Genomic DNA, 24,538 nt, shown 5'->3' on the forward strand with positions numbered 1-24,538 from the left:
CCAGACTCGGCGGAATGTGGCCCGCCCCCCGACTCGCGCTCCGCTCCCGACAGCCCCGCCGCCTGCTGTGCGGCCTGATGGCCGTGGCCTTCGTCACGGCGGGTTGCTCCGGCTCCGGCGACGACGGCCCGCCGTCGTACTCCACCAGCGACAAGCTCGAGGTGCGGGTCCTGCCGCAGCTCGCGGCCACGGGCGAGGACCTGGAGTCCGCGGACGACGCAGCCTGGGTGGTCGACGCCACCCTCGACGGTGCCAGTGAGGGCACGACCGTCACCCTCTACGCCACCACCGATGACGGCGGGTGGGAGTCGGTCTCGGAGGAAGAGACGGACGAGGACGGCCAGGTGGCGCTGACCACCCGCACGTCCGGCGACCTGCAGGTGGTGGTGGGCGACGGAGACGACGCCATCGGCGCCAAGGTCTCCACCAGCGACGCACCCGAGGCCACCTTCACCGACGACTTCGAGAAGGACACGGTCGACGAGGGCACCGAGGGCAACTGGATCACGCGCAGCCAGGGGCACATCGGCGTCCGCACCTGCTCGCAGGCGTCGGAGAAGGGCGCCGAGGTCGAGGACGGGGTTCTCGTGCTGAGCGTGCTGGAGGACCCGGACAAGGGCGACTGCCGGCTCCCCGGCCGCCGCAAGGAGTTCCCCTACCGGCTCAACGGCCACGTCGGCACCGAGAACCTCTACGGCTTCACCTACGGCTTCGCGGCCGCACGGATCAAGACGCAGTCGGCTCGCGGCCAGCACGCCGCCTTCTGGATGCAGGCCGCCGGTGGCCAGACCGCCGGGGGACCGAAGAAGGGCGGCGCCGAGATCGACGTGATGGAGTACTTCGGCGACGACCACCCCGAGGGCGGCCTCACCAGCTTCACCTACTACCTCGACGCCAAGGGCAAGAAGCAGACCAAGGGTGGCTGGGTGCCCGACCTCGACCAGTACGGCGACGGGTGGTCCGACCAGTACCACGTGTTCTCGGTCGAGTGGTCGCCGAAGGAGTACGTCTTCCGCATCGACGGCCAGGTCACGCACCGGATCAAGGGCCAGACCTCCGGCCGCGAGGAGTTCCTGATCCTGAGCCTGCTCTCCTCCGACTACGAGCTGCCCCGCTTCAACGGCGAGCTGCCCGAGCACATGGAGGTCGACTGGGCGCGGGTCTGGGAGACCGGGCCGGGGAAGTCCTGACCGCGTTCGCGGGTGGAGAACAGCGGCAGCTATTTGGCGAACAGCTGAGCACCAGCCTTAAGGCGGATTAGCGTTGCTGCGTGGGGGAAAGCGCGCTCGTCGGCATCCAGGTCCATCGTCTCGTTGACACACTGGTGGAGCAGTCCGCCAGTAGCGGATTCCGTTACGTCGAGTTGGTCGCGCCGTCGGGGGCAGGGAAGTCGCGAATCGTCAGAGAGTTCTACCGACGTCTCGCTGAGCAGCAGAGTGCACCACCGTATTGGCCTCTGGACCTCATGGGCGGTGACGCGGACCGGGATCCGGTCGCCGGACGCAAGGTGATCGGTCCGTCGCAGCACGTTGTCGCTGCGCCCCCGGGTGCGCTCCCGGAGTACCTCTGGCTGACTGCGTGTCCCGCACCGCGCACTGATGGCGAGCTCTCGTCGACGCTCTCTCAGCTCGTCAATCAGTTCGACACGCACGAGGTCCCCCTAGTGGTCGTGGCACTGGATCGCGCGGGTGCGGGGGAAGGACTCGCGTGGCTGCGGGACCAGCTCATGGACGGCCTGCGAGATGAAGCGGTCGGGATTGCGACAGAAAAGACAAAGGTTGCGATCGAGCGACTGCTCGACTTCAGTCTCCCGGGTGCCGGGACTGGCCTGGGTATCGCGCGACGGCTGGTATCCAGGCGACGAACTCGAAGCGGCCAGTTGGCCGCCATCGCCGACGGACATGAGCTCAAGCTGGACAATGGTGAGCTCGCTGACCGGCTCCGCGACCAGATACTTGAGGTGGCCGCCACTGGCATGCGTGTGGTGATGGCCGTCGAGGATGCCCATCTGATCGATCCGGACATGTCTCGACTAATCCGATCGCTGCACGATGGCGACGTCGACGTGATGGTCGTTGCCAGCGTGTGGCCGGAGGGAACCCGCCGGCAGACCTATGCGCAGCTCATCGAGTGCGTGCGAGTTGGTCAGAACCCGTCCGGATACCGCCGTCTGGTCCTTGACGCATGGACAGACGACGAGCTGGCAGAGCTCGTTCTCAGCATCTATCCACGGACCTCGGATGACGTTGTGCAGGCCCTCGTGGCTCGATTCCGCACTCCGCTCAGCCTTCTCCTCTGCCTCAGCCTCGAGGTGATCCGCGGCAGTGCCTTGGACGGTCGGTTGGACATTGCGCCGACAGATCTCAGTGCAATCGCGAGCGATCCGCAGGGCCTGATGCGACAGAGGTGGTCGGAACTCGACCACTCGGTGCAAGGCGCACTCTCCCTGACGATGGCAATGACAGGAGCACAGGGATTCGAAGGTGGGCTGCGGTTCGTGCGTTCGGTGGCCCATGAAGTCGGTAGCGAGAGGCAGGACGAGTTCGGCCGCGCGCTGGAGGATGCACTTCGGCAAGTTCATTGGCTTGCCGAGCTGGTCGATGGAGTCGACGGGTATCGAGAGCCACTCCTCGCCGAGGTGGTTCTAGGTGAGATCGGTGGTCGCTACCTGAGCTCGCACCTCGCTGACCTGGCTGCGGTGGTCTGGTCTCGCATCTGGTCCCGCCTGCAGCTCGCACTGCTCCGCGACGAGCCCAGCGCGGACGAGGAGGTTCTTGCGCGGTGGGGTAGAGCCTTGTTGAAGCGCATCCAGGACGCTCCCAACGGTGCGGAAGACGCGTGCCGGCTTGTCGAGGCGCGCGGGTTGCTAGCCCGCAAGGAGGCGACTGCGGCGCTCAGTGTGTTGGACGATCCTGGCGTACTTCCATGCTGGGATGCGCCGTACGTCACGGAGCTGCAGTGCGAGCTCTACCGAGCACTTCGAGATTCGAGCGACCTTCCGTCGGCTATCGCGGTGGGTGCACGGCTCGTCCTGGCGAACGCCGACGGCGACATCTCCCCGGACGTCATGGTGCCGCTGCGGCTGGACGTCGCTCACTGGATGAGAACGTCCGGAATGCTCGATGCGGCAGAGAAGGAATATGCAGGGTTGTTGGCTTCGCTGCAGCAATCGTCAACGCGATTCCGAGACGTAGCCGTGGCACGGATCGAACACGCGAGCGCAGTAGGCTACTTGGGGGACGCCGACGACGCTGAAGCGGCGCTGGCTGAGGTCGCTGCTGATTGCGCACGTGAGCTAGGCCCCGACGACCCGCTGACTCTCCGCGCCGAAAGGTCCAGGTGGAGATGGGCAGGATCAGGCGGGCGCGTCATCACGGCATGCACCGGGCTGCAGGCGGTGTGGGAGCGGATGGTCGCGATTCTTGGCCCCGACCACCCCAGCACGCTGTTCGCGTTGAGCAACCTTGCGCACTTCACCTCCAAGCGCGGCGACCACGCCCGAGCGCAACAGATGCTGGCCGCGTGCGCGGACGGACGCCGACGGGCACTCGGATTGACGCATCCTCACACGATCGACAGCCTGAGAAACGAGACGAGGGAAGCGCGCTACGTCGAAGGGCCGGCGGCCGCAGCTGCTCGATACGTCGGCCTGCTGTCGGGTGAGCTCAGGGCACTTGGCGAATCGAGTCCGATGGTGGTGACCACCAACCTCGATCTCGCCATCGCGTTGGGGGAAGCAAAGGACATCGAGGCGAGCAGGCAAATCGCGCATCGCATGGTTGTGCAGATTGGCACCGCGCCCACGCGACCGCAACTCATGAGTCAGGCATGTGAGTACGGCGACGTCGACGGAGCAATTCAGCGCATCATGACTCTCGCTGAACTGCTGCAGCCACACGCCCCTAGCGCCCCCGCTGCTGCCGCCCTCGAGCGCTGGGCCCGGATTCTTCGCGGGCAGCTCTGATGTCCTTACGGCGACTCGAGGACGAGCGTGATCGGCCCGTCGTTCACGCTCTCCACGCGCATGTCAGCTCCGAAACGTCCGCGTGCGACGTCGGCGCCGAGCCGCTCGAGCTCGGTGCACACGGCCTCGTAGAGCGGTTCGCTCACCGGGCCCGGGGCAGCGGCTTGCCAGGTGGGGCGCCGACCCTTCCGCGCGTCGCCGTACAGCGTGAACTGGCTGACCACCAGGACCGGCGCACCCACGTCGCTGGCGCTCTGCTCGTCCCGCAGCAGACGCAGGTCCCAGACCTTGCGCGCGGTCCACGTGACCTCTGCGGCTCCGTCGTCGTGGGTGACGCCGAGGTAGACCAGGAGGCCCGGGCGATCGAGCTCGCCGACCACCCCGCCATCGACCCGGACGCTGGCGGAGAGGACCCGCTGGATGACCGCACGCATGGTGCAAGGATGCCGCCATGTCTGATGCGTTGCTGATCACGGTCGCTCCCACCGGAGCCGAGACCGCCAAGGCCGACTGCCCGCAGCTCCCCACCACCCCGGAGGAGATCGCGCGCACCGCAGCCGAGTGCGAGGCGGCCGGCGCCGCGATGATCCACATCCACGTCCGTGACGGGGAGCACGCCCCCACCCTCGAGCAGCCGCTGCTGCGCGAGTGGGTCGCGGCCGTCCGGGAGTCGTCCTCGCTGGTGGTGCAGCTCTCCAGCGGCGGATCGGTGCACGACCCGCTCGACAAGCGCCTCGAGGTCCTCGACGCCGAGCCCGACTCGTGCTCGCTGACCATGGGCACGACGAACTTCGGCGACGACGTCTTCCTCAACCCGTGGCCCTTCGTGAAGGACCTCTACCAGCTCGCCCTGGAGCGGGGGATCGCGCCGGAGTTCGAGCTCTTCGACCTCGGTCAGGTGCACGCCCTCGGCCGGCTCATCCGCGAGTTCGGCACGCCGGCGGGCGGCAAGGTCCACGTCGACTTCGTGATGGGCGTCCCCGGTGGCATGCCGGGCACCGCTCCCGCCCTCGTGGCCGGAGTCGCCGCGCTGCCGCCCGAGGTGACGTCGTGGTCGGCGACCGGCATCGGCCGCTCCACCCTCTCGGTCGCGATGGCCTCGCTGTCGATGGGTGGGCACCTGCGCGTCGGCATGGAGGACGTGCTGACGATCAGCCGCGGCGTGCCTGTCGAGTCCAACGCCCAGCTCGTCGCGCGCGCCGTCGAGCTCGGCCGGATCGCGCAGCGTACGCCGATGACGCCGACGGACTGCCGCGCGCTGCTCGGCCTGGCCTGAGGGCCATGGCCGGGCCTGGGACGTGCCGCGCGAGTGGACGAGGAATCTCTCGCCGTCGTTCATCGAATGGGCCGCGTGGCGGTCTCCGACTTAGAGTCGGGCGCGATGACCCACGAGAAGGCGCGCCCGCCGCTGCGGGCCGACATTCAGGCGCTACGCGCGTTGGCTGTGATTCTGGTGGTCGCAGGGCACGCGTGGCCCCAGTACCTGCCCGGCGGCTTCGTCGGCGTCGACGTGTTCTTCGTCATCTCGGGCTATCTCGTCGCCGGCAGCATCCTTCGCACGGTCGCGAGCGGCGAGCGCGTCTTCGTGCTTGCGTTTCTCGCCCGACGCGCTCGGCGGATCCTTCCCGCTGCCGCGGTCGTGGCGCTCCTGACGACGCTGATCTTCAGCGTCATCCTCGACCCGCTGGAGTCGAGCCGGTACGTCCGGGACGGTCTGGCAGCGATCTTCTTCGTCGCCAACTTCCGATCGCACTCGAGCGAGGCGGGCTACTTCTCGGTCGTGGATCCGTCGCCGCTGCGGCACTACTGGTCCTTGGGAGTGGAGGAGCAGTTCTACCTGGTCCTGCCCGTGGCTGCGATCCTCATCCTCGGGTTGAGGATCCGCGGCCGGGCAGTGCTTGCGCTCGTTGCGCTTGCAACGATGCTCTCGTACGTTGGCGGGGTCTGGCTCGCTTCGCGCGACCCAGGACTCGCCTTCTACATGCTCCCCTCGCGGGCATGGGAGTTCGGCGCCGGCGCCGCCGTGGCTCTCATTCCGACGCTTGCTCGACGGACGCACGCATCAGCAGTTGGTGTGGCTGGCCTGGTCGGCGTTGTGGGGGTGGCCGCCTCGGTGACGATGCTCGCGCAGGACAGCCTCGTTCCGGGGCCTAGGCTCCTCCCGGCCGTTGCGGGCACCGCCCTCATCCTCTACGCAGGGTCCTCGGCACGGCCGCTGACCGGTCGGTGGATGTCGCCATTCGTGTGGCTGGGAGATCGAAGCTACGCGCTCTACCTGACGCACTGGCCGCCGATCGCCTGGCTGCTGATCCGGGAACAAGGTGGAACGGCCTCGACGTGGGCGACGCTGACCGCTCTCGTCATCGCTCTCTTCATCGCGATGGTTCTTCACGCACTCATCGAGCGGCCGATACATCGCGGCGCTCCTCGATTCAGGCTCACCCAGTCTCGACGTACCCAGCTGGCCTTGGCCCTCGTGGCCGTCAGCGCTGCTGTGGTGTCGACGGTTCCGCTCGTCGTCACTCTCCACTCGGACCGGATGAGCCGTCCGCCAAGTGATCGGGAAGTCCTTTCTGGCCCCCTCACCAACCCGGGATTCGTGCCCTCGAACGTCACTCCAACTCTGGTTGAAGCCCGTACCCTCAACGGCCTGTACCAGGGATGCCACGGGACCGCCGATGTCGTCGAGCCGCACCCGTGCTCGTACGGCCCGGCCGCTGCGCCTGCGCTTGTCGTGGTCGGGGACTCTCACGCCGCCAACTGGTACGACGCGTTCAGAGCGGGATTCCCGGACAGTCGTGTCAGCTTTCTGACCCACACGGCCTGTCCCCTCTACGACCTCGATGTCGAGGCCAAAACGCCGTGTGACGAGTGGCGCCAGAACGCACTGGACTATCTCTTGGAGGTCCGTCCCGAGGCTGTGGTTCTCGCCAACTACAGCGGCGGACAAGCCTCGGCGGACGGCAAGTCCGATGCGGCTGGCAGGTTCCTCGCAGGTTGGCGATCCACGCTGTCTGTGCTCGAGCCGTTGCCGCGCGTAATTGTCCTGGGCGACGTGCCCATCGCGCCGTTCGACCCGCCGAGGTGCTTGGCCAAGCACATCGGTGACGCCCGAAACTGCGACTTCGTTCCCGTGACGTGGACCTCGGACTGGAACGAGATGGAGCGTGACGTCGTCACCGAGAACGGCAGACCGTGGGTCGAGACCACTTCTTGGTTCTGCAGTGACCGGTGCGCCAGCTTGGCGGGCAGCATCCAGATCTGGCGGGATGCGGCCGGCCACCTCACGCCTGAGTCGTCCCGCCTGGTCGCACCGCGAGTACGTGAGGCCATCGGTGGCCTCGTGCCGGCCCTCAACTGACCTCAAGCGGCCCGTCGACTTCGCCGGCTTGCGATGGCCCGCGCGGTGGCGTTACGTGCCGTCGACTTTCTTCATGCCGACCACGCCGGGGCGGTAGCTCGGATCCTCGAGCTGGGCGATGGTCGGCGAGCCGAACATCGGCAGTCCCTGCTGCTTGCGCAGGAAGCCCCACACGATCGGCAGCACGATGAGCACGAAGAGGCCGACCCCCGCGATGAGCATGGGGTGGGTCTCGTCGTCGCCGGCGCCCAGGGGCGCCCACCCGGCCTTGTCGAGCAGGGCGACGCCGCTCATCGTCAGGACCACGACGATGCCGCGGCGGATGAACGACTGCGGCACGCGAGGGGCGATCGTGGAGCCGATCAGCGTGCCCGGGACGGAGCCGAGAACGAGCGGGATCAGGATGCTCCAGTCGAGGCCGTGCAGGACGATGTTGGAGATCGCAGCGGCCAGCACGAGCGGCACGGCCTGGACGAGGTCGGTGCCGACGAGCCGGACAGCGGAGAGGCCGGGGTAGAGCATCAGCAGCGCGATCATGATGACCGAGCCGGAGCCGACACTGGTGATGCCGACCAGCAGGCCGCCCAGCGCGCCGACCAGGAGGGTCGGAATCGGACGGATCGCGGGGTTGTCGTCGGGGTGCTCGCCCCCGCGGACCCGCAGCAGGTTGAGGTAGAGGCGCAGGGCGTACGTCGCCGCCGCGAGCAGCAGCGCGAAGCCGATGGCGAGCTTGAGGGTGTCGTCGATGTCCTCCGGGTCGACCACCCACGAGACGAGGTGTGGACCGAGGAGCGCCATCGGGATGGACCCGAGCATCAGCCACTTGGCCAGCTGCAGGTTGGGTGAGCCCTCGCGCTTGTGCACGATCGCGCCGCCGGTCTTGTAGACCGCGGCGGCGGTGAGGTCGGCGGTGACGACGGTGGCTGCCTCGCCGACGCCGAGGAAGATCAGGGCGGGCGTCATCAGCGCGCCGCCGCCCATGCCTGTCAGCCCGACCACGATGCCGACGAGGAAGCCGGCGGCGAGGATCGAGAAGAAGGTGGCGGTGATCCAGTCCATCAGCTCTCCTGCTCGGGTGCGGCCTGCTCGGCCAGCCGGGGCACGATCTCGCCCAGCATGGCAGTGATTGTGCCGGTCGCCTGCGCGGACGCCGCCGCCCCGCGCCGGTAGGGGTCGGCCACGTCGTCGGCGGGCCGGGGCGGGGTGCGGCGTGCGCCGGCCTCCGCGATGAGCTCGCGTCCGGACAGCCCCGGGATCTGGGCGATGGTCGCCGCGAACTGGCCGAGCGTGAACACCTTGCGGTGCAGCTGCGGCTGCTCGTCGAGGATGTGGGTCCGGTGCGAGCCCTCAGCCGTCAGGACCAGGTCCGCCTCGGCCAGGATCTCGCGCGTGAGGCGTCGGCTCCTGAACTCGTCGCCGAGGCCGGGGGTCAGGGTGACGGCCATGTCCTGGTTGAGGGGGTGGTCGTCGTAGCCGTGCGTCCCGGCGCTCGCGAACGTCACGCTCGCCTCCTCGCCGGCCATCTCCCGGGCGAGCAGCTCCATCACCGGCGAGCGGCAGATGTTGGCGGTGCAGACGAAGAGCACCTCGAGGGGCTCGCTCATGCGCTGGCCGCGCCCGGACCGCCAAGGTGGAGGTAGCCGGCGTCGTCGAGCGCGACCAGGACGTCCTCGAGCGCGTCCTCGATGGTGCGGCCGGTGGTGTCGACGCGCACGGCCGGGTCGAGGGGCTCCTCGTAGGGCGAGGAGATGCCGGTGAACTCGGGGATCTCTCCGGCGCGAGCCTTGGCGTAGAGCCCCTTGCGGTCGCGTCGCTCGCACTCCTCCAGCGGGGTGGCGACGTGCACGAGGAAGAAGGCGCCGCCGGCGGCCTCGACCATCTGCTGCACCTGGTCGCGGGTCTCGGCGAACGGGGCGATCGGCGAGCAGACCGCGACCCCGCCGTGGCGGGCGATCTCCGCGGCGACCCAGCCGATGCGGCGGATGTTGGTCTCCCGGTCGGTCTTGGAGAAGGTCAGGCCGGCGGAGAGGTGACGGCGTACGACGTCGCCGTCGAGGCTCGTCACGGTGCGGTCGCCCTGCTCGAGGAGGAGGTCGATGAGGGCGCGGGCGAGGGTGGACTTGCCGCTGCCGGAGAGACCGGTGAAGAACAGGACGAGGCCCTGCTCCTCGGGCGCCGGCTGGTCCTCCTCGACGATGGCGGCAATGGCCTGCGGATAGGGGGTTTCGAGGGTCGTCGCTGGCGCTCCTCGCACCTCAACCTCCGAGGACGAGGGGGTGGCGAGCGCGTGGACCGGGTCGGGGCCGGCGTAGGTGGCGAGGACCTGGGCGCCGAGGTCGTGGTCGGTGGCGGCGTCGCCGTGCGACGGCAGCGGCACGGCGACCACGGAGGCGTCGTCGAGCAGGTCGGCGGCGGCGAGGGTCGCGCGCACCAGCGCGACGGGGGAGAGGGAGGGCGTGCCCGTGCCCATCAGGGCGACCAGGACCACGCGACCGAGGCCGCGCAGGTCGTCGAGGTCGGCCTCCGTGAGCGCGTCGACGACCGGGACGAACGTGGCGCCGGCGTGCTGCTCGCGCGCCTGGGCGGGAGTGAGGTGCAGCCGGCGGAAGGGGCCGTACTGCGCGTGCGTCAGCGGCTCGAGGGAGCCGTCCGCGGAGACCCGCGCGAGCGGCAGGCCCTCCGGGTCGACCAGCTCGGCCTCGGCGGCCCCGTCGGGGAGGGTCAGCGTCACGGGGGAGCCCGGCTCGTTGAAGCGGGTGACGGGCGCGTAGGCGCCGGAGACGAGGAGCTCCAGGTCGTCGAGCTCGGCCGGGGTCGGGCAGTGCTGGATCACCCGCGCATCCTCTCAGACCTGTGGTCGGTAGCCTGCGCCCATGTCTGCTGGTCTGTCTGCTGGTCTGCCCGTCGTCGCCGAGATCGTCCGCTCCGGGTTCGTGGAGGGACACCACTACGGATCGATCGTGGCGCTGGCTGCCGGCGGGTCGGTCGACTGGTCGGTCGGCGAGGTCGACGTGCCGGTGCTGCCGCGCTCGAGCAACAAGCCGATCCAGGCGCTCGCGATGGTGGAGCTCGGCCTCGACCTGCCGCCGGAGCTGGTGGCGCTGGCGTGCGCGTCGCACTCCGGCGAGCCGTTCCACGTCGACGGCGTACGCCGGATCCTCGCGTCGGCCGGGCTGGACGAGTCAGCGTTGCAGACCCCGGCGGACTACCCGCTCGACGACGACGCGCGCGAGGCCGTGGTCCGCGACGGCGGCTCGCGGTCGCCGATCCTGATGAACTGCTCGGGCAAGCACGCGGCGATGCTCGCGACGTGCGTCCTGCAGGGCTGGGACACCGCCACCTACCTCGCGCCCGACCACCCGCTCCAGCAGGCGATCTCCGCCACCTTCGCCCGCCTGACGGGCGAGCCGGTCACCACGGTCGCCGTCGACGGCTGCGGTGCGCCGCTCCTCTCGACCTCGCTCGTGGGCCTGGCGCGGGCGTTCGCGGCGCTGGCCACCGCGACCGAGGGGCCCGAGCAGCGCGTCGCCGAGGCGATCCGCCAGCACCCCCAGTACGTCAGCGGCACCACGCGCGACGAGCTCCGCCTGCACCGGGCGATCCCCGGCCTGATCGGCAAGGCGGGCGCGGAGTCGTGCTACGCGATCGCGCTGCCCGATGGCCGTGCCTGGGCGCTCAAGACCGACGACGGCGCAGCCCGGGTACGCCCGGTGCTCATGGCCGAGGCGCTACGGCGCTCCGGCGTGCTGGACGAGCCGGGCGTGGACGGCGAGGCGGTCGCCGAGACCGGGCGCCACGAGCTCCTGGGTGGCGGGAAGCCGGTCGGAGAGATCCGCGCGGCGTTCTGAACGTGGACGTCTAAAGGGTCCTGTACCGCTCGTCGCCACCGAACAGCCGGACGACGATCGTTCCAGCGAAGGCGCCCACCAGGGCGCCGAGGGTGTTGGCCACGATGTCGGCGTGCGTGGCCGAGCGCTCGTTGAGCGCCACTGCCTGGATCACCTCGACGGCGAAGGACGCCACGAAGCCGCCGGCGGTCCAGTCGCGCCACGTGAGGCGCGCCCACAGAAGGGCGCCGAGGAAGGGCACGGGCGCGAACGCCACCACGTTGAGCACGAACTCCACGCGGGACAGGGCCGTCAATGAGGACGGCAGACCTTCCTCTGCTCCGACGCGAGCCACGGTGTCGACCAGCCACGTGGGGCCGGCGGGGGACGGCGCGAGCAGCGCAATGGCGAGCACCGCGAGCCACGCCACCAGCAGTACCGCCACCACTCCGCGAGCGGCCGGATGGAGCTGTCGTCTGGGCATCGTCCGATCCTATGGGGTCCACCTGGTGGCGCTGCTGTTAGCGCGCATGTGCGCTTGTGCATTGGGGTGTGAGGGCACTCACTGCCCATATGTTTGCAATTTGCTAACTCAGTTAGCACACTGGAGGTATGAGCAAGGACAAGAGTGACAAGGGCGCCAACAAGTCCGTCGTCAACTCCCTCGGCGACTACCTCAAGGAGCAGCGCCTCGCGGCGCGGCTCTCGCTCCGCCAGCTCGCCGATCAGGTCGGCGTGAGCAACCCCTACCTGAGCCAGATCGAGCGTGGGCTGCGCAAGCCCTCCGCCGAGGTGCTCCAGCAGCTGGCCCGTGCGCTGCGGGTCTCGGCCGAGCAGCTCTACGTCCGGGCCGGCATCGTCCACCCGGACACCGAGCAGGCCGGGTCCGTCGAGCTCGCCGTCCTCGCCGACACCGGCCTGACCGAGCGGCAGAAGCAGTCGTTGCTCGACGTGTACGCCTCGTTCCTGGCGCTCAACAACCACCCGGGCCAGACCCCCGAGCAGTCCCACTAGACCCCACGAACCACCCACAGAAGGAGAAGGACATGGCCACCGCCAAGTTCGACATCAAGACCGAAGCCCTCAGGCCCGTCCTGGCCGGCGTCGGCGTCACCGACCTCGCCGTCGAGGTCGTCCGCGAGGCCGTCGCCGACGTGCAGAAGCGCGTCGCGGCCGCCCAGAAGACCGCCACCGCCCGCGTGGCCGACGTACAGAAGACCGCCGGCGACCCGAAGGCGCTGCGCGACCAGGCCGTGACCGTCGTCTCGGCCCGTGTCGACGCCCTCGCCAAGGACGCCCAGGCCCGCCGCGCCGCGGTCGAGGCCCGCGTGGCCGAGCTGCAGGCCGAGGCCAAGGCGTACCCCGCCAAGGTGACCACCCTCGTCGACGGCAACGTCGCCGCGGCCACCGCGACCTACGTCGGGCTGGTCAAGCGGGGCGAGTCGCTCGTCGGTCGCATCCGCCGCCAGGAGTCGACCAAGGCCACCGTGAGCTCCGCCAGGACCACGGTCGCCAAGGCGAAGACCACCGCCACCCAGGCCAGGAAGGCCGCCGAGGCCCAGGTCGAGGCCGCTGACAAGACCGCCGCCACCAAGGTCGCGCCGAAGCCGAAGCCGACCGCCAAGAAGGCCACCCGGAAGGCCGCCGCGAAGAAGGCGTCCGCGACGACCGCTCGCAAGGCGGCGGCCAAGAAGACCACGGCCGCCCAGAGCAGCGCCAAGGCCACTGCCACGGCGGCTCAGAAGACCGCGTCCAGCGCGGTCCAGGCCGTCACCGAGGCCGCCGAGAAGGTCGGCGACTGAAGAGACGATGAGCAGCTGATGCTGTTCTGAGCAGGACGCGGGCCCCGTCGACACGGCGGGGGCCCGACCTGTGTTCGCCTACGATGTGCTCGTGAACATCTACGAGCTCCAGGGCACGTTCTACCTCGTCGTGCTCGTGGTCATGCTCGCGGTCAAGGGATTCGCGTTCATCAACTCGCTGACCTACTCCACCGAGGCCTACGAGGCGGCGGGCAAGCTGACCAAGACCGCCTGGTGCGCGATCACCGGCCTCGGCTTCGCAGCCCAGCTCATCCTGCTGGGCTCGCCCCTCAACATCGTCAGCCTGGCCTTCACCATCGCTGCGCTCGTCTACCTCGCCGACGTCCGGCCCGCGCTCAAGGAGGTCACCTCCTACCGGAGGTAGTAGCACATCAAGCCAGGTAGCGGTCCAAGGCGACAAGCGCGTCCTCGGGCTCGAAGCCGGTGGCCCGGATCTTCTCGAGCGACATCGCCGAGTGGAGCGGGCGCGGTGCGAACGGGTTGCCCTGTGCCAGCACGCCCTCGGCGTAGGCCTCCGTGCTGGTGCCGGAGACGTCGTCGGCGCTGCGGCCGGAGCGCTCGAAGACCGCCTGCGCGATCTCGCGCCACGACATCGCCGGACCGCCGTTGGAGAGGTTGTAGGTGCCGTGGGGCGCGCCCGACTCGAGCAGGTGCCGGATCGCCCGGACCAGCTCGTCGGTGAAGGTGAGCCGACCGACCTGGTCGTCGACGACGCTGGGGGAGACGCCCTTCTCGGCGAGCGTCTGCATGGTGCGCACGAAGTTCTTGCCCTCGCCGATCACCCAGCTGGTGCGCAGGAGGTAGTGGCGCGGCGCGAGGCCGACGGCGAGGTCGCCCGCCGCCTTCGACTGGGCGTAGACGCCGAGCGGGGACAGCGGCTCGTCCTCGGTGTGGCCGGGCTCGAGCGGAGCGGTGCCGTCGAAGACGTACTCGGAGGAGACGTGGACCAGCGTGAAGCCGTGCTCGCGTGCCAGCCCGGCCAGCGTCGCCGGACCGGAGGCGTTCGCGGCCCAGGCGGTCACCCGGCCCTCGGCGGTCTCGGCGGCGTCGACGGCGGTGTAGGCCGCCGCGTTCAGCACGACGGCGTACTCGTGCCAGGGCCAGGCGGCCACGGCCTCGGAGTCGGTCAGGTCGAGCGCGGTCACACCCTCGCCCTCGACGAGGTCGACGCGGTCGGCCTCGGGGTAGGCGCCGTGCAGGGCGCGGCCGAGCTGGCCGAGGGCGCCGACGATCAACGTCTTCTTCGGCGCCATCGGCACGACGTCGGCCAGGCGAGGGTTGTTGTGGTCCTTCTCGGAGATCTCGGCCTCGTCGAGCGGGATCGGCCACGGGATGCCGGCCGACTCGTCACCGAGGTGGAGTGCCGGGTAGCTCACGCCGGGACGCCAGTGGTCGTTGACGAGGTAGGTGTAGGCGGTGTCGTCCTCGAGGGCCTGGTAGGAGTTGCCCACGCCGCGCGGCACGAAGACCGCGATGGACGGGTCGACCTCGATGTGGAAGGTCGTGCCGAAGGTCTCGCCCTCACGCATGTCGACCCAGGCGCCGAAGATCCGGCCCGTCGCCAGCGAGATGTACTTGTCCCACGGCTCGGTGTGGATGCCGCGCGTCGCGCCGCGGGAGGCGTTGAAGGAGATGTTGTTCTGCACGGGGCCGAAGTCGGGCAGCCCCAGGGCGACCATCTTCTCGCGCTGCCAATTCTCCTTGAACCAGCCGCGGGAGTCGCCGTGCAGGGGCATCCGCACGACCAGCAGCCCCGGGATCGGCGTGGTCTCGACGGTGAGGTCCGCCATCACTGGCCCTTCTGGGCGTACTTCGCCTCGGTCGCGTCCTTGTGCGGACGCCACCAGTCCTCGTGGGACTGGTACCACTCGATGGTGTTGGCCAGGCCGGACTCGAAGTCCTGGAACTGCGGCTGCCAGCCGAGCTCGTGACGCAGCTTGCCCGACTCGATCGCGTAGCGCAGGTCGTGGCCGGCGCGGTCGTTGACGTGGTCGAAGGCGTCCTCGGGCTGGCCCATCAGCTTGAGGATCAGCCGGACCACCTCGAGGTTGTTCTTCTCGCCGTCGGCACCGATCAGGTAGGTCTCGCCGATGCGGCCCTTCTCCAGGATGGTGAGCACGGCGGAGGAGTGGTCGTCGGCGTGGATCCAGTCGCGGACGTTCTCGCCGGAGCCGTAGAGCTTGGGGCGGATGCCGTCGATGACGTTGGTGATCTGGCGCGGGATGAACTTCTCGATGTGCTGCCAGGGGCCGTAGTTGTTCGAGCAGTTTGACACGGTCGCCCGGACGCCGAAGCTGCGGACCCAGGCGCGGACGAGGTGGTCCGAACCGGCCTTCGACGCGGAGTACGGCGACGAGGGGTTGTAGGGGGTGTCCTCGGTGAAGCGCTTCGGGTCGTCGAGCTCGAGGTCGCCGTAGACCTCGTCGGTCGAGACGTGGTGGAGGCGCTTGTCATGCTTCCGCACCGCCTCGAGGATCTGGTAGGTCCCGAGGATGTTGGTCTTGATGAAGGGGCTCGGGTCGTGGAGCGAGTTGTCGTTGTGCGACTCCGCCGCGTAGTGGACGACCGCGTCGTGGGCCGCCACCAGCGGGTCGACGACGTCCTCGTCGGCGATGTCGCCGACCACGAGCTGCACCCGGTCCTCGGGCAGCCCGGCCAGCGACTCCTTGCTCGCGGCATAGGTCAACTTGTCGAGCACCGTGATCCTGAGGTCGGTGTGCTCGATGAGGTGGTGCACGAAGTTCGACCCGATGAACCCCGCGCCTCCGGTCACAAGAAGGCGTTCCATGGCGGGGAGTCTAGGGGCCGACGGCTCAGTCGGCCGAGCCGGTGATGCTGAAGCTCGGCTGCGTCGTCAGCGCGGGGTTGTCGTACGTCGCGACGCCGGCGCCCGTGCGGGTCCAGCCCTCGGGCAGCTCGTCGACGTCGTAGCCCTTGGGCCAGTGGACGGTGACCTGCAGCGACTGCGGGACGACCATGCCCTGCGGCGTGGCGTCGAGGTGGTAGGTGAGCGTGCCGCCCTCGGCTACGGCGGCAGCCGGGACGACGTACTCGAGCACGGCGTCGCGAGTCTCGCCCGGCGCAAGGTTGAGGCGAAGTAACTTGTAGGGGCGTCCGTAGTAGTCGAAAGCACGCGTGCCCTGTGCCTTGCCCGCAGCGGTCGCACGTGTGAGCTCGGCCCCATTCGGGAGGAAAGCGCCAATCGTCATGCCGTTCCAGCGTGTGACGTAGCTGCCGCCGCGCGGATCGGGGTAGTACTGGGTGTAGGGCGGCGAGTCGTTGTGAACCCGGATCGTCATGCGTACTTGGGCCGAGCCGTCCTCGCGGAGCTGGACGTCGCTGGTCACGGCCCGCTTCTGCCAGTAGTCCGACTTGCTGACGTTGGTGTTCTGGTTGAAGACGGCGACGTAGTCGTGTTCTGTATCTGATAGTTCGCCGGTCACGCTGATGTCGGCCAATGCAGCCTGAACCTCGGGGTCGCGCATCCACAGCGCGAAGTGCCGTCCCTGTGCGGCACTCCGCAGGGACTCGATCTTCTCGAGACCCTTGCCAGGCGAGAGGAGCCGCTCGGCGAAGACCGGCACGATGGCCCGGTTGAGCTCCTTGCGAGCCGCGTTGTCGGGATAGGCGTCGTAGTCGCCGATGAGCGCCTTTGTGAAGTTGCTGGAGTCCAGTTGGCCATAGATCGGAGCCTCGATGGGCCCGGTGACCCGCAGCATGTCGGACAGGGCAACGACGTCGACTGCGATCAGACCGTCGATTTCTTGATCCATACGCCGCGCCCAGCCCCGCAGGACCTCCTCGCCCGACACCGACCACTCTGGCGCGAAGGTCGCCGTTGAGAGTCGAAGCTTGCCGTTGTGGAAGGGGTTGCCCTCGACCTTGTCCCACCGGCCCACCCGATAGAGTCGGCGATTGGTGAAGTCCATCGGCTTGCCCATGGTCAATGCCCCGTCGGTGACGTTCAAGGGCACGAAGGTCAGCGGTGCTCCTCCCGAGAATCGCTGCTCGCTGGGGTTGAGGAGCGCCAGAAGGTAGGTCTTCTCCCCATCGGCGGCGAAGAGCTTGGGCAGCGCATCGGAGAGCGGCTTGAACCGTCGCGCGCTGGAGGCCAGGGGGTCGACGATGACGACGGCGTCGTCGCGAGCGTCCGCGACCTTGGTGCCGATGCCGAGCGCCGAGTCGTGGACCTCGGAGAGCTCCTGCTGGACGGTGTCGAGGCTGGTGCTGGCGCTGGAGACCGCACCCACGACCTTGGTGAGGGTGGGGACGTCGACCGCGCCGTCCTCGAAGAGCGTGGCCTTCTTGCCGTCGACCAGCGGCCACGTCTCGACGCCGACCTCGGCCACGGACGTGAGCTCGTCCAGCGCGTTGCCCATGTGGCGTACGTCGGCGACGGGCCGCCCGATGATCGGGATCAGGCTCCAGACGTCGCCGCCGATGCCCTGCATGGCGTCCTGCACCTCGTCGGCGTGGTGGCGCGCGCTATCGATGTGCTCCTTGGCCCGATTGAACTTCTTGGCCGTCAGCGCCGCCTTGGCCGCCTCGAGGTCCGCCTTCGCGCTCTCCGCCGCGGCCGGCGCGTTGCGGAACGGGAGGGCCAGCAGCCCCAGCAGCACGAGCAGGAGGAACAGTCCGCCGACGATCATCCAGGGTCGCAGGGAGCGATCGGACGAGGTCGAGCGGCGGAGAGAACGCATGGGCTCGATGGTCTCAAACCGGGTCGACCACCCGAAAATCGGCGGACCCCTAGGCTGACCCCCATGCGAGGAATCATCCTGGCCGGTGGCACCGGCTCCCGCCTGCACCCGATCACGCAGGGCATCAGCAAGCAGCTGGTCCCGGTCTACGACAAGCCGATGATCTACTACCCGCTGTCCACGCTGATGCTCGCCGGCATCCGGGACGTGCTGATCATCACCACCCCCCACGAGGCCGACGGCTTCCACCGGCTGCTGGGCGACGGCTCGCAGTTCGGCATCAACCTGACCTTCGCGGTGCAGCCCAGCCCCGACGGCCTCGCCCAGGCGTTCATCATCGGCGCCGACCACATCGGTGACGAGCGGTCCGCCCTCGTCCTCGGTGACAACATCTTCTACGGCTCCGGCCTCGGCCAGCAGCTGCTCCGCTTCAAGGACCTCGACGGCGCCGCCGTCTTCGGCTACCACGTCGCCGACCCCCGTGCGTACGGCGTCGTGGAGTTCGACGACCAGGGCCGCGCCCTCTCCCTGGAGGAGAAGCCGGAGCACCCGAAGAGCGAGTTCGCCGTGCCCGGCCTCTACTTCTACGACAACGACGTGATCCAGTACGCCGCCGAGCTGGCGCCGTCGGCGCGCGGCGAGCTGGAGATCACCGACCTCAACCGGCGCTACCTCGAGGAGGGCCGCCTCCACGTCGAGGTGCTCCCGCGCGGCACCGCCTGGCTCGACACCGGCACGTTCGACTCGCTCAACGACGCCTCCAACTTCGTGCGCACCATCGAGGGCCGGCAGGGCTTCAAGGTCGGCGCCCCCGAGGAGGTCGCGTGGCGGATGGGCTGGCTGTCCGACGACGAGCTGGCCGCCCGCGCCGAGCCGCTGCGCAAGAGCGGCTACGGGGAGTACCTGCTCAGCCTGCTGACCCACGCCTGACGTCCGCGGCCGCTGGCGCTCCTCGCGCCTCAACCTCCGAGGGTGGCGCTTCGTCTGACGTCGGCGGCCGCATCTGTTCGGTGGTCGAGGTGCGAGCGCAGCGAGCCTCGAGACCACGTGGTGCTGGTTTCGAGGCTCGTCGCTGGCGCTCCTCGCGCCTCAACCGCCGAGGGTGGCGCCTCGCCTGACGTCCGCGGCCACCATGCGGGCCACGATCTCCTCGAACGCCACGGTCGGCTCCCAGCCGAGCACGTCGCGGGCGCGGGAGGCGTCGCCCACGAGCTCGGTGGGGTCGGCCGGGCGGAAGAAGGCGGGGTCGCTGCGGACCAGCGGCTCCCAGTCGGACTCGGCGATGTCGACCGCAGCGAACGCGGCACCGACGAAGTCGCGCACGGAGTGCGCCCGGCCCGTCGCGACGACGTAGTCCGCCGGCTCGGACGCCCGGGCCGCGCGCACCATGGCGTCGACGTAGTCCGGCGCCCAGCCCCAGTCGCGGCGTGCGTCGAGGTTGCCCAGGACCAGCTCGTCGGCCTCGCCGCCGGCGATCGCGGCCACGGTGGCGGTGATCTTGCGGGTGACGAACCGCTCGTGCCGGCGAGGCGACTCGTGGTTGTAGAGGATCACGCTCGACACGTGCAGGTCGCGCTGCCGCAGCACGTGGGCCGAGAGGTGCGCGAACGCCTTGGCTGCGCCGTAAGGGTTCACCGGCCGGACCGCGGTCTCCTCGGTCTGCGGTGACTCGGTGGGCTCGCCGAAGATCTCCGCGCTCGACGCCTGCACGACGCGTACGTCGCCCAGCCGGCGCGCAGACTCCATCAGCGCGACGGCGGCCTGGCCGTTGACGTGGGCGGTGCGGTCGGGCTGCTCCCACGACTGCGCAACGGAGCTGATCGCGGCCAGGTTGTAGACCTCCTGCGGCGCCACCTCGTGCAGCAGGCGGCGGGTCGCCTCGAGGTCGCCGAGGTCTCCGGCGTGCAGCACCACCTCGTCCGGGCAGTGCGCCGGGTGCCCGTCCGCCTCCAGCACGAGGGCGTGGACCTCCATGCCCTCCTCGACGAGGCGCTCCGCGAGGTAGGTGCCGTCCTGCCCGCCGATGCCCGTGATGAAGGCGCGAGCGGTCACCAGCCGGCCTTGACCGCCGCGATGTCGCTGTCGACCATCATCGCCACGAGCTCGGGGAACGAGACCGTGGGCGTCCAGCCGAGCTTCTCCTTGGCCTTCGACGCGTCGCCGATGAGCAGCTCGACCTCGGCGGGGCGCATGAAGCGGGGGTCCTGGGTGACGTGCTTGGACCAGTCGTCGATCCCCACGTGCGCGAAGGCGGCGTCGAGGAACTCGCGGATGGAGTGGGTCTCGCCGGTGGAGATGACGTAGTCGTCGGCCTCGTCCTGCTGCAGCATCCGCCACATCGCGTCGACGTAGTCACCGGCGTAGCCCCAGTCGCGTCGCGCGTCGAGGTTGCCCAGTGCCATCGAGTCCTGCTGGCCGAGGTGGATCCGGGCCACCGCCTGGCTGATCTTGCGGGTCACGAACTCCGGCCCACGGCGCGGCGACTCGTGGTTGAACAGGATCCCGGAGGAGGCGTGCATGCCGTAGGACTCACGGTAGTTGATCGTCATGTAGTGCCCGTAGACCTTGCTCACGCCGTAGGGCGAGCGCGGCCACAGCAGGGTGCTCTCCGACTGGGGCACCTCCTGCACCTTGCCGAACATCTCCGAGCTCGACGCCTGGTAGAAGCGGATGCCCGCGGGGTCGTCGCCGGCGTGGAGGCGTACGGCCTCGAGCATGTTGAGCACGCCCATGCCGGTCACGTCGCTGGTGACGAACGCGTTCTCCCACGAGTAGGCGACGAAGGAGATCGCACCGAGGTTGTAGACCTCGTCGGGCTGGCTGTCGCGCATCGCGCGCATCAGGCTGGACAGGTCGGTGAGGTCGCCGTTGTGGAGGGTGACGTCGGGGACGACCTTCTGGACGAGCTCGCGCCGGGGGTTGTTCTGGCCACGGATCAGGCCGTGGACGTCGTACCCCTTCTCGAGCAGCAGCTCGGCGAGGTAGAGGCCGTCCTGGCCGGTGATTCCCGTGATGAGCGCGGCTGGCATGCGGGCAGTCTGGCACGGAAGGGACACCCCTTAGGCTCGGATGCATGAAGATCCTCGTCAGCGGCGGCGCCGGCTACATCGGCTCGCACACCGTCATCCAGCTCGTCGCGCACGGCCACGACGTGGTCATCGTCGACAACTTCAGCAACTCCAACCCCGTCGTGCTGGGCCGGATGGAGGCGCTGACCGGGACGTCGCTGACGCTGCACTCCTTCGACCTGTGCGACTACGACAAGACCGAGCACCTCTTCGCCGCCGAGGACTTCGACGCGGTCATCCACTTCGCCGGCTACAAGGCCGTCGGGGAGAGCGTGGCCAAGCCGCTCGACTACTACGAGAACAACCTGGTCTCGACCTTCTCGCTCGTGCGGGCGATGCAGAAGTACGACGTCGACAAGCTCGTCTTCTCATCCAGTGCCACGGTCTACGGCACCGAGCAGGCCGGCGCGACCGAGGACCAGCGCACCTTCGCCACCAACCCCTACGGCTGGACCAAGGTGATGCAGGAGCAGATCCTCAAGGACGTGGCGGTCGCCGCGCCCGAGATGCGGTTCGCGCTGCTGCGCTACTTCAACCCCGTCGGTGCCCACGCGTCCGGAACGATCGGCGAGGACCCGTCCGGCATCCCCAACAACCTGACGCCCTACATCGCCCAGGTCGCGGTCGGCAAGCGCGACAAGCTCCAGGTCTTCGGCGACGACTACGACACCCCCGACGGCACCGGCGTGCGCGACTACATCCACGTCGAGGACCTCGCGGCCGGCCACGTCGCCGCCCTCGAGGAGCTCACCCGCACCGACCGGCCCGTCAACGTGTGGAACCTCGGGTCCGGCCACGGCACGAGCGTGCTGGAGATGCTGCACGCCTTCGAGCGCGCCGTCGGCCGCGAGCTGCCCTACGAGGTCGTCCCGCGCCGGCCCGGTGACGTCGCCACCTCCTACGCCGACCCGAGCAAGGCCAACGCCGAGCTCGGCTGGAGCACGAAGAAGTCCGTCGACGAGATGGCCGCCGACGCGATGCGCTGGCAGTCGCAGAACCCGCAGGGGTTCACGGGCTGATGCTGCTGCGGGTCGCGGCCATCGCGCTGCTGGTGCTGCTGGCTGGTCTCCCGGCCGCGTCCGGGGCCACTTCTGGGGTAGTTCGGGACGAACCGGTCGGATTCTCGGCCCAGGACCCACCATTTCGTCCCGAACTACCCCGGAGACGTGCGCAACCCCTCGCCGGGAAGGTGGTCGTCGTCGACCCCGGCCACCAGCTCGGCAACCACAACTACCCCGCGCAGATCAACCGCCCGGTGCCGGCCGGTGGCTTCAGCAAGCCGTGCAACACGACCGGCACCGCCACCAACGGCGGCTACCCCGAGGCCACCTTCGCGTGGCAGGTCTCCCGGCTGGTCACGCGACGCCTCCGTGACCTCGGTGCCACCGTCCGGCTCACCCGGCACAGCAACCGGCAGGACCGGTGGGGCCCGTGCGTCGACGCCCGCGGCCGCGCCGGCAACGGCATGCCGGCCGACCTGAAGCTCTCGATCCACGCCGACGGCTCGTACGCCGCCGCAGCGCGCGGCTTCCACGTCATCGCGCCGGCCGACCGGGCGCCGTGGACCGCCGACATCTTCGGCCCGTCGAGGCGGCTGGCGACCGACGTGAAGTCGGGGCTCCTGGGCCGCGGCTTCGTGGCGGCCAACTACGTCGCCGGCGGTGACGGGCTCGACGTCCGCTCCGATCTCGGCACGCTCAACCTCTCCGACGTACCCACCGTGATGGTGGAGCTGGGCAACATGCGCAGCGCCGCCGAGGCGCGGGTGATGACCTCGCCCCGGGGGCGGGCGCGCTACGCCCGCGGGCTGGTGGCGGGGGTGCGCGGCTTCCTGCGCTGACACCGTGCAGGTAGTTCGGCCGCCGGGCGACTTGCCCGAGCGCGGTGCGCGCCGCGCGAACCTCGAACTGCCTTCACGGTGCTTGTGGAGAGAGCGAGCGACCGCGGCGTGGGTGCTGACAGCCTGACGTCGTGGACCCGGTCGACGCGCTTCGCGAGCTGGGCGGCGTGGCGCCGTTCGGCGAGCTCATCGCGCTGACGACCCGGGCTCAGGTCTCGGCAGCGATGGCAGCAGGTCGGATCCACAAGCCTCGCCAGAACAGGTACTGCCTGGCCGATGCCGAGGGCGCCATGCGGGCAGTCGCCGCCACGGGCGGCACGGCGTCCCACCTCAGCGCTGCGCAGGAGTTCGGCTGGAAGCTCAAGCACGACCCGGTCCGGCCGTGCATCACGCTCCCGCGAAGTGCGCGCAAGCCCGCGGGCAGCTACGAGCTGCACTGGGCCGACCTGTCCGAGCGTGAGCGCCGCCGGAACGTCACGTCACGGACGCGCACAGTCATCGACTGCGCGAGGGCGTACGACTTCGACGTGGCCCTGAGCGTCGCGGACTCGGCGCTGCGTGAGGGCATCATCGATCGCGACGACCTACTCGTCGCCGCCGCACGCAGCCCGCGGACCGGTCGCGCCAAGGCGGTGGGGGTGGCCCGCGCGGCCTCTCATCTCCGCGCGAATCCCTTCGAGTCCTGCCTGTACGCGATCGCGATCACCGTTCGCGGGCTGAGTGTCGTCCCTCAGGGAGAGGTGCCTGGGGTCGGGAGGGTCGACCTCCTCGATCGTGTCCTCGGCATCGTCATCGAGGCGGAGTCACTGGAGCACCACTGGAGCAAGGCAGGGCTGCAGCGCGACGTCGACCGCTACACCAAGGCGGCCAGGCTCGGGCTGGTCGTGCTGAGGTTCACCTGGGCGGACGTCATGTTCACCCCGGAGCTGGTGGCGGCGACGATCAAGGACGTCGTTCGCTGGCGCGCCAGGCAGGCAGTTGGCCGCCACGCACTCGTCGCCTGAGCGTGGGCCGACCCATGGAGCAGGCGAACTGCCTGCATGGTGTCGCTTCAGCGGACCTCGAGCTCGGTGAGCCCGCGCAGCACCGCGCGCAGGTGGGCGACCTCGTGGGTGCGCACGAGGTGGGTGCCGCCGAGGGCGGCGAAGACGGCGTAGAAGCCCTCGGCCTTGCGGAACTCGTCGCCGAAGAGGTCGTAGGAGTGCGGCACCGCGTTGCAGACAGGCACGCCGAGCGGGCGCAGCCGGAAGCCCTGCGCCAGCACGCGGGCCTGGTGGCGGGCGCGGGTGGGCGGGTCGACGAGGTTGCCGTAGTAGAAGCCCATCCCCGGGTCGACGACCACTTGGCGCACGCCGAGCGAGCGGGCGTGGGCGATCCGCGGCGCGAAGTGGTCGAGCAGCACCGGGACCGGGTCGGCATCGGGCGGCACGTCGGCGATCTCACGGACGTTGGCGGTCTCGCCGAAGCACATCACCACCGCGGCGTCGTACTCGGCGGCGAGGGCGAGCATCTGGTCCTCGTGCTCGCGGCCGGTCATGTTGAGTATCCGGGCGCCGGCCTCGAGGCAGGCCCGGACCACGGAGGGCTCGTAGGTCTCGACGGAGACGATCGCCTCCTGTGCCAGCCCGCGGACCGCCGGCACCAGGGTCAGCACCTGGTCCTCGGCGGAGACGCGTGCCGCCCCGGCGTTGCTCGACTCGGCCCCGAGGTCGATGACCGCTGCGCCCTGCGCGACCTGGATCCGCCCCATCCGGACGGCGTCCTCGGGGCTCGTCGCGACGCTCTCGCGGTAGGTCGAGTCGCGCGAGAGGTTCACGCAGCCCATCAGCGTGACCGGGCCGTCGCCGATCCGCACCTGTCCGCGGGGTCCGTCGAGGACGACCGGCGCGACCGGGCTGTCCCACGCGTCGCCGTGGTCGGTCTGCAGGGCGGCCAGGTCGGCGAGGGTGATCACG

The 24,538-nt window shown here is 69.6% G+C and carries 23 protein-coding genes; 12 read left to right on the plus strand and 11 right to left on the minus strand.

Features of this window, described 5'->3' with window-relative positions; translation table 11 throughout:
• Nucleotides 1–14: 14 nt before the first annotated feature.
• On the plus strand, nt 15–1,190 hold the full coding sequence (locus tag ASC64_RS02540) for a glycoside hydrolase family 16 protein (protein ID WP_056905922.1): 1,176 nt from the start codon (nt 15–17) through the stop codon (nt 1,188–1,190).
• 80 nt (nt 1,191–1,270) lie between these two features.
• Nucleotides 1,271–3,964: a tetratricopeptide repeat protein gene (locus ASC64_RS02545; RefSeq protein WP_056905923.1), complete on the plus strand. Its 2,694-nt coding sequence runs from the start codon at nt 1,271–1,273 to the stop codon at nt 3,962–3,964.
• Between the two features lie 5 nt (nt 3,965–3,969).
• On the opposite strand, the gene dtd is transcribed toward ASC64_RS02545, so the two are convergent.
• Complete coding sequence (gene dtd, locus ASC64_RS02550) at nt 3,970–4,398, minus strand: D-aminoacyl-tRNA deacylase (protein ID WP_056905924.1); 429 nt, start codon at nt 4,396–4,398, stop codon at nt 3,970–3,972.
• 17 nt (nt 4,399–4,415) lie between these two features.
• On the opposite strand from dtd, the gene ASC64_RS02555 reads away from it, so the two are divergent.
• The gene (locus ASC64_RS02555; protein WP_056905925.1) at nt 4,416–5,240 is read left to right on the plus strand and encodes a 3-keto-5-aminohexanoate cleavage protein; all 825 of its coding nucleotides are present in this window, start codon (nt 4,416–4,418) and stop codon (nt 5,238–5,240) included.
• A 105-nt stretch (nt 5,241–5,345) separates the two neighbouring features.
• Entirely contained in the window at nt 5,346–7,325 is a 1,980-nt protein-coding gene (locus tag ASC64_RS02560) for an acyltransferase family protein (protein WP_162245760.1), read from the plus strand.
• Between the two features lie 51 nt (nt 7,326–7,376).
• Here ASC64_RS02560 and ASC64_RS02565 read toward each other — a convergent pair whose 3' ends face one another.
• Genes ASC64_RS02565 through cysC form a run of 3 tightly spaced genes read right to left on the minus strand, consistent with a single transcriptional unit; the run spans nt 7,377 to nt 10,158 of the window.
• A complete protein-coding gene (locus ASC64_RS02565; protein ID WP_056905927.1) occupies nt 7,377–8,384 on the minus strand; it encodes a sulfite exporter TauE/SafE family protein in 1,008 nt (335 codons plus the stop codon).
• Nucleotides 8,384–8,929: an arsenate reductase/protein-tyrosine-phosphatase family protein gene (locus ASC64_RS02570; RefSeq protein ID WP_056905928.1), complete on the minus strand. Its 546-nt coding sequence runs from the start codon at nt 8,927–8,929 to the stop codon at nt 8,384–8,386. Before ASC64_RS02570 ends, ASC64_RS02565 begins: the two co-directional genes overlap by 1 nt.
• Complete coding sequence (gene cysC / locus ASC64_RS02575) at nt 8,926–10,158, minus strand: adenylyl-sulfate kinase (protein ID WP_056905929.1); 1,233 nt, start codon at nt 10,156–10,158, stop codon at nt 8,926–8,928. The genes ASC64_RS02570 and cysC overlap by 4 nt, the downstream gene beginning before the upstream one ends.
• Nucleotides 10,159–10,198: 40 nt before the next feature.
• Between cysC and ASC64_RS02580 the strand changes: the two genes are divergently transcribed.
• A complete protein-coding gene (locus ASC64_RS02580) occupies nt 10,199–11,173 on the plus strand; it encodes an asparaginase (RefSeq protein ID WP_056905930.1) in 975 nt (324 codons plus the stop codon).
• 10 nt (nt 11,174–11,183) lie between these two features.
• Here the strand turns inward: ASC64_RS02580 and ASC64_RS02585 are convergent, their stop codons facing one another.
• Complete coding sequence (locus tag ASC64_RS02585) at nt 11,184–11,636, minus strand: VanZ family protein (protein ID WP_082550128.1); 453 nt, start codon at nt 11,634–11,636, stop codon at nt 11,184–11,186.
• A 128-nt stretch (nt 11,637–11,764) separates the two neighbouring features.
• Here ASC64_RS02585 and ASC64_RS02590 point away from each other — a divergent pair, with 128 nt between their 5' ends.
• The 3 genes from ASC64_RS02590 (at nt 11,765) to ASC64_RS02600 (ending at nt 13,339) form a co-directional block, all read left to right on the plus strand.
• Entirely contained in the window at nt 11,765–12,166 is a 402-nt protein-coding gene (locus tag ASC64_RS02590) for a helix-turn-helix domain-containing protein (protein ID WP_056905932.1), read from the plus strand.
• Nucleotides 12,167–12,198: 32 nt separating this feature from the next.
• On the plus strand, nt 12,199–12,954 hold the full coding sequence (locus tag ASC64_RS02595) for a hypothetical protein (RefSeq protein WP_056905933.1): 756 nt from the start codon (nt 12,199–12,201) through the stop codon (nt 12,952–12,954).
• Between the two features lie 91 nt (nt 12,955–13,045).
• A complete protein-coding gene (locus ASC64_RS02600) occupies nt 13,046–13,339 on the plus strand; it encodes a DUF2516 family protein (RefSeq protein ID WP_156384973.1) in 294 nt (97 codons plus the stop codon).
• Nucleotides 13,340–13,346: 7 nt separating this feature from the next.
• Here ASC64_RS02600 and ASC64_RS02605 read toward each other — a convergent pair whose 3' ends face one another.
• Genes ASC64_RS02605 through ASC64_RS02615 form a run of 3 tightly spaced genes read right to left on the minus strand, consistent with a single transcriptional unit; the run spans nt 13,347 to nt 17,675 of the window.
• Nucleotides 13,347–14,765 (minus strand): sugar nucleotide-binding protein, encoded by a 1,419-nt coding sequence (locus ASC64_RS02605; RefSeq protein ID WP_056906266.1) that lies wholly within the window; start codon nt 14,763–14,765, stop codon nt 13,347–13,349.
• Nucleotides 14,765–15,763, minus strand: a complete 999-nt coding sequence (gene rfbB / locus ASC64_RS02610) for a dTDP-glucose 4,6-dehydratase (protein WP_056905935.1) — start codon at nt 15,761–15,763, stop codon at nt 14,765–14,767. Before rfbB ends, ASC64_RS02605 begins: the two co-directional genes overlap by 1 nt.
• Nucleotides 15,764–15,788: 25 nt before the next feature.
• Nucleotides 15,789–17,675, minus strand: a complete 1,887-nt coding sequence (locus ASC64_RS02615) for a DUF4012 domain-containing protein (protein ID WP_156384974.1) — start codon at nt 17,673–17,675, stop codon at nt 15,789–15,791.
• A 63-nt stretch (nt 17,676–17,738) separates the two neighbouring features.
• Between ASC64_RS02615 and rfbA the strand changes: the two genes are divergently transcribed.
• Nucleotides 17,739–18,605 carry a glucose-1-phosphate thymidylyltransferase RfbA gene (rfbA, locus tag ASC64_RS02620; protein ID WP_056905937.1) on the plus strand — a complete coding sequence of 289 codons (867 nt, stop codon included), beginning with the start codon at nt 17,739–17,741 and terminating at the stop codon, nt 18,603–18,605.
• A gap of 159 nt (nt 18,606–18,764) precedes the next feature.
• Here the strand turns inward: rfbA and ASC64_RS02625 are convergent, their stop codons facing one another.
• On the minus strand, nt 18,765–19,727 hold the full coding sequence (locus tag ASC64_RS02625; RefSeq protein ID WP_235563485.1) for a GDP-mannose 4,6-dehydratase: 963 nt from the start codon (nt 19,725–19,727) through the stop codon (nt 18,765–18,767).
• Nucleotides 19,724–20,704, minus strand: a complete 981-nt coding sequence (gmd, locus tag ASC64_RS02630) for a GDP-mannose 4,6-dehydratase (RefSeq protein ID WP_056905938.1) — start codon at nt 20,702–20,704, stop codon at nt 19,724–19,726. Before gmd ends, ASC64_RS02625 begins: the two co-directional genes overlap by 4 nt.
• 44 nt (nt 20,705–20,748) lie before the next feature.
• Between gmd and galE the strand changes: the two genes are divergently transcribed.
• The 3 genes from galE (at nt 20,749) to ASC64_RS02645 (ending at nt 23,587) form a co-directional block, all read left to right on the plus strand.
• Nucleotides 20,749–21,762, plus strand: coding sequence for a UDP-glucose 4-epimerase GalE (gene galE, locus ASC64_RS02635; RefSeq protein WP_056905939.1), 1,014 nt, complete (start codon nt 20,749–20,751; stop codon nt 21,760–21,762).
• A 170-nt stretch (nt 21,763–21,932) separates the two neighbouring features.
• Entirely contained in the window at nt 21,933–22,583 is a 651-nt protein-coding gene (locus tag ASC64_RS02640; protein ID WP_056905940.1) for an N-acetylmuramoyl-L-alanine amidase, read from the plus strand.
• A 131-nt stretch (nt 22,584–22,714) separates the two neighbouring features.
• Complete coding sequence (locus ASC64_RS02645) at nt 22,715–23,587, plus strand: hypothetical protein (protein ID WP_056905941.1); 873 nt, start codon at nt 22,715–22,717, stop codon at nt 23,585–23,587.
• 47 nt (nt 23,588–23,634) lie between these two features.
• On the opposite strand, the gene ASC64_RS02650 is transcribed toward ASC64_RS02645, so the two are convergent.
• The gene (locus ASC64_RS02650) at nt 23,635–24,537 is read right to left on the minus strand and encodes a dihydropteroate synthase (RefSeq protein ID WP_056905942.1); all 903 of its coding nucleotides are present in this window, start codon (nt 24,535–24,537) and stop codon (nt 23,635–23,637) included.
• Between the last annotated feature and the right edge of the window lies 1 nt (nt 24,538).

This window comes from Nocardioides sp. Root122 (genome assembly GCF_001425025.1).
Classification (GTDB): Bacteria; Actinomycetota; Actinomycetes; order Propionibacteriales; family Nocardioidaceae; genus Nocardioides.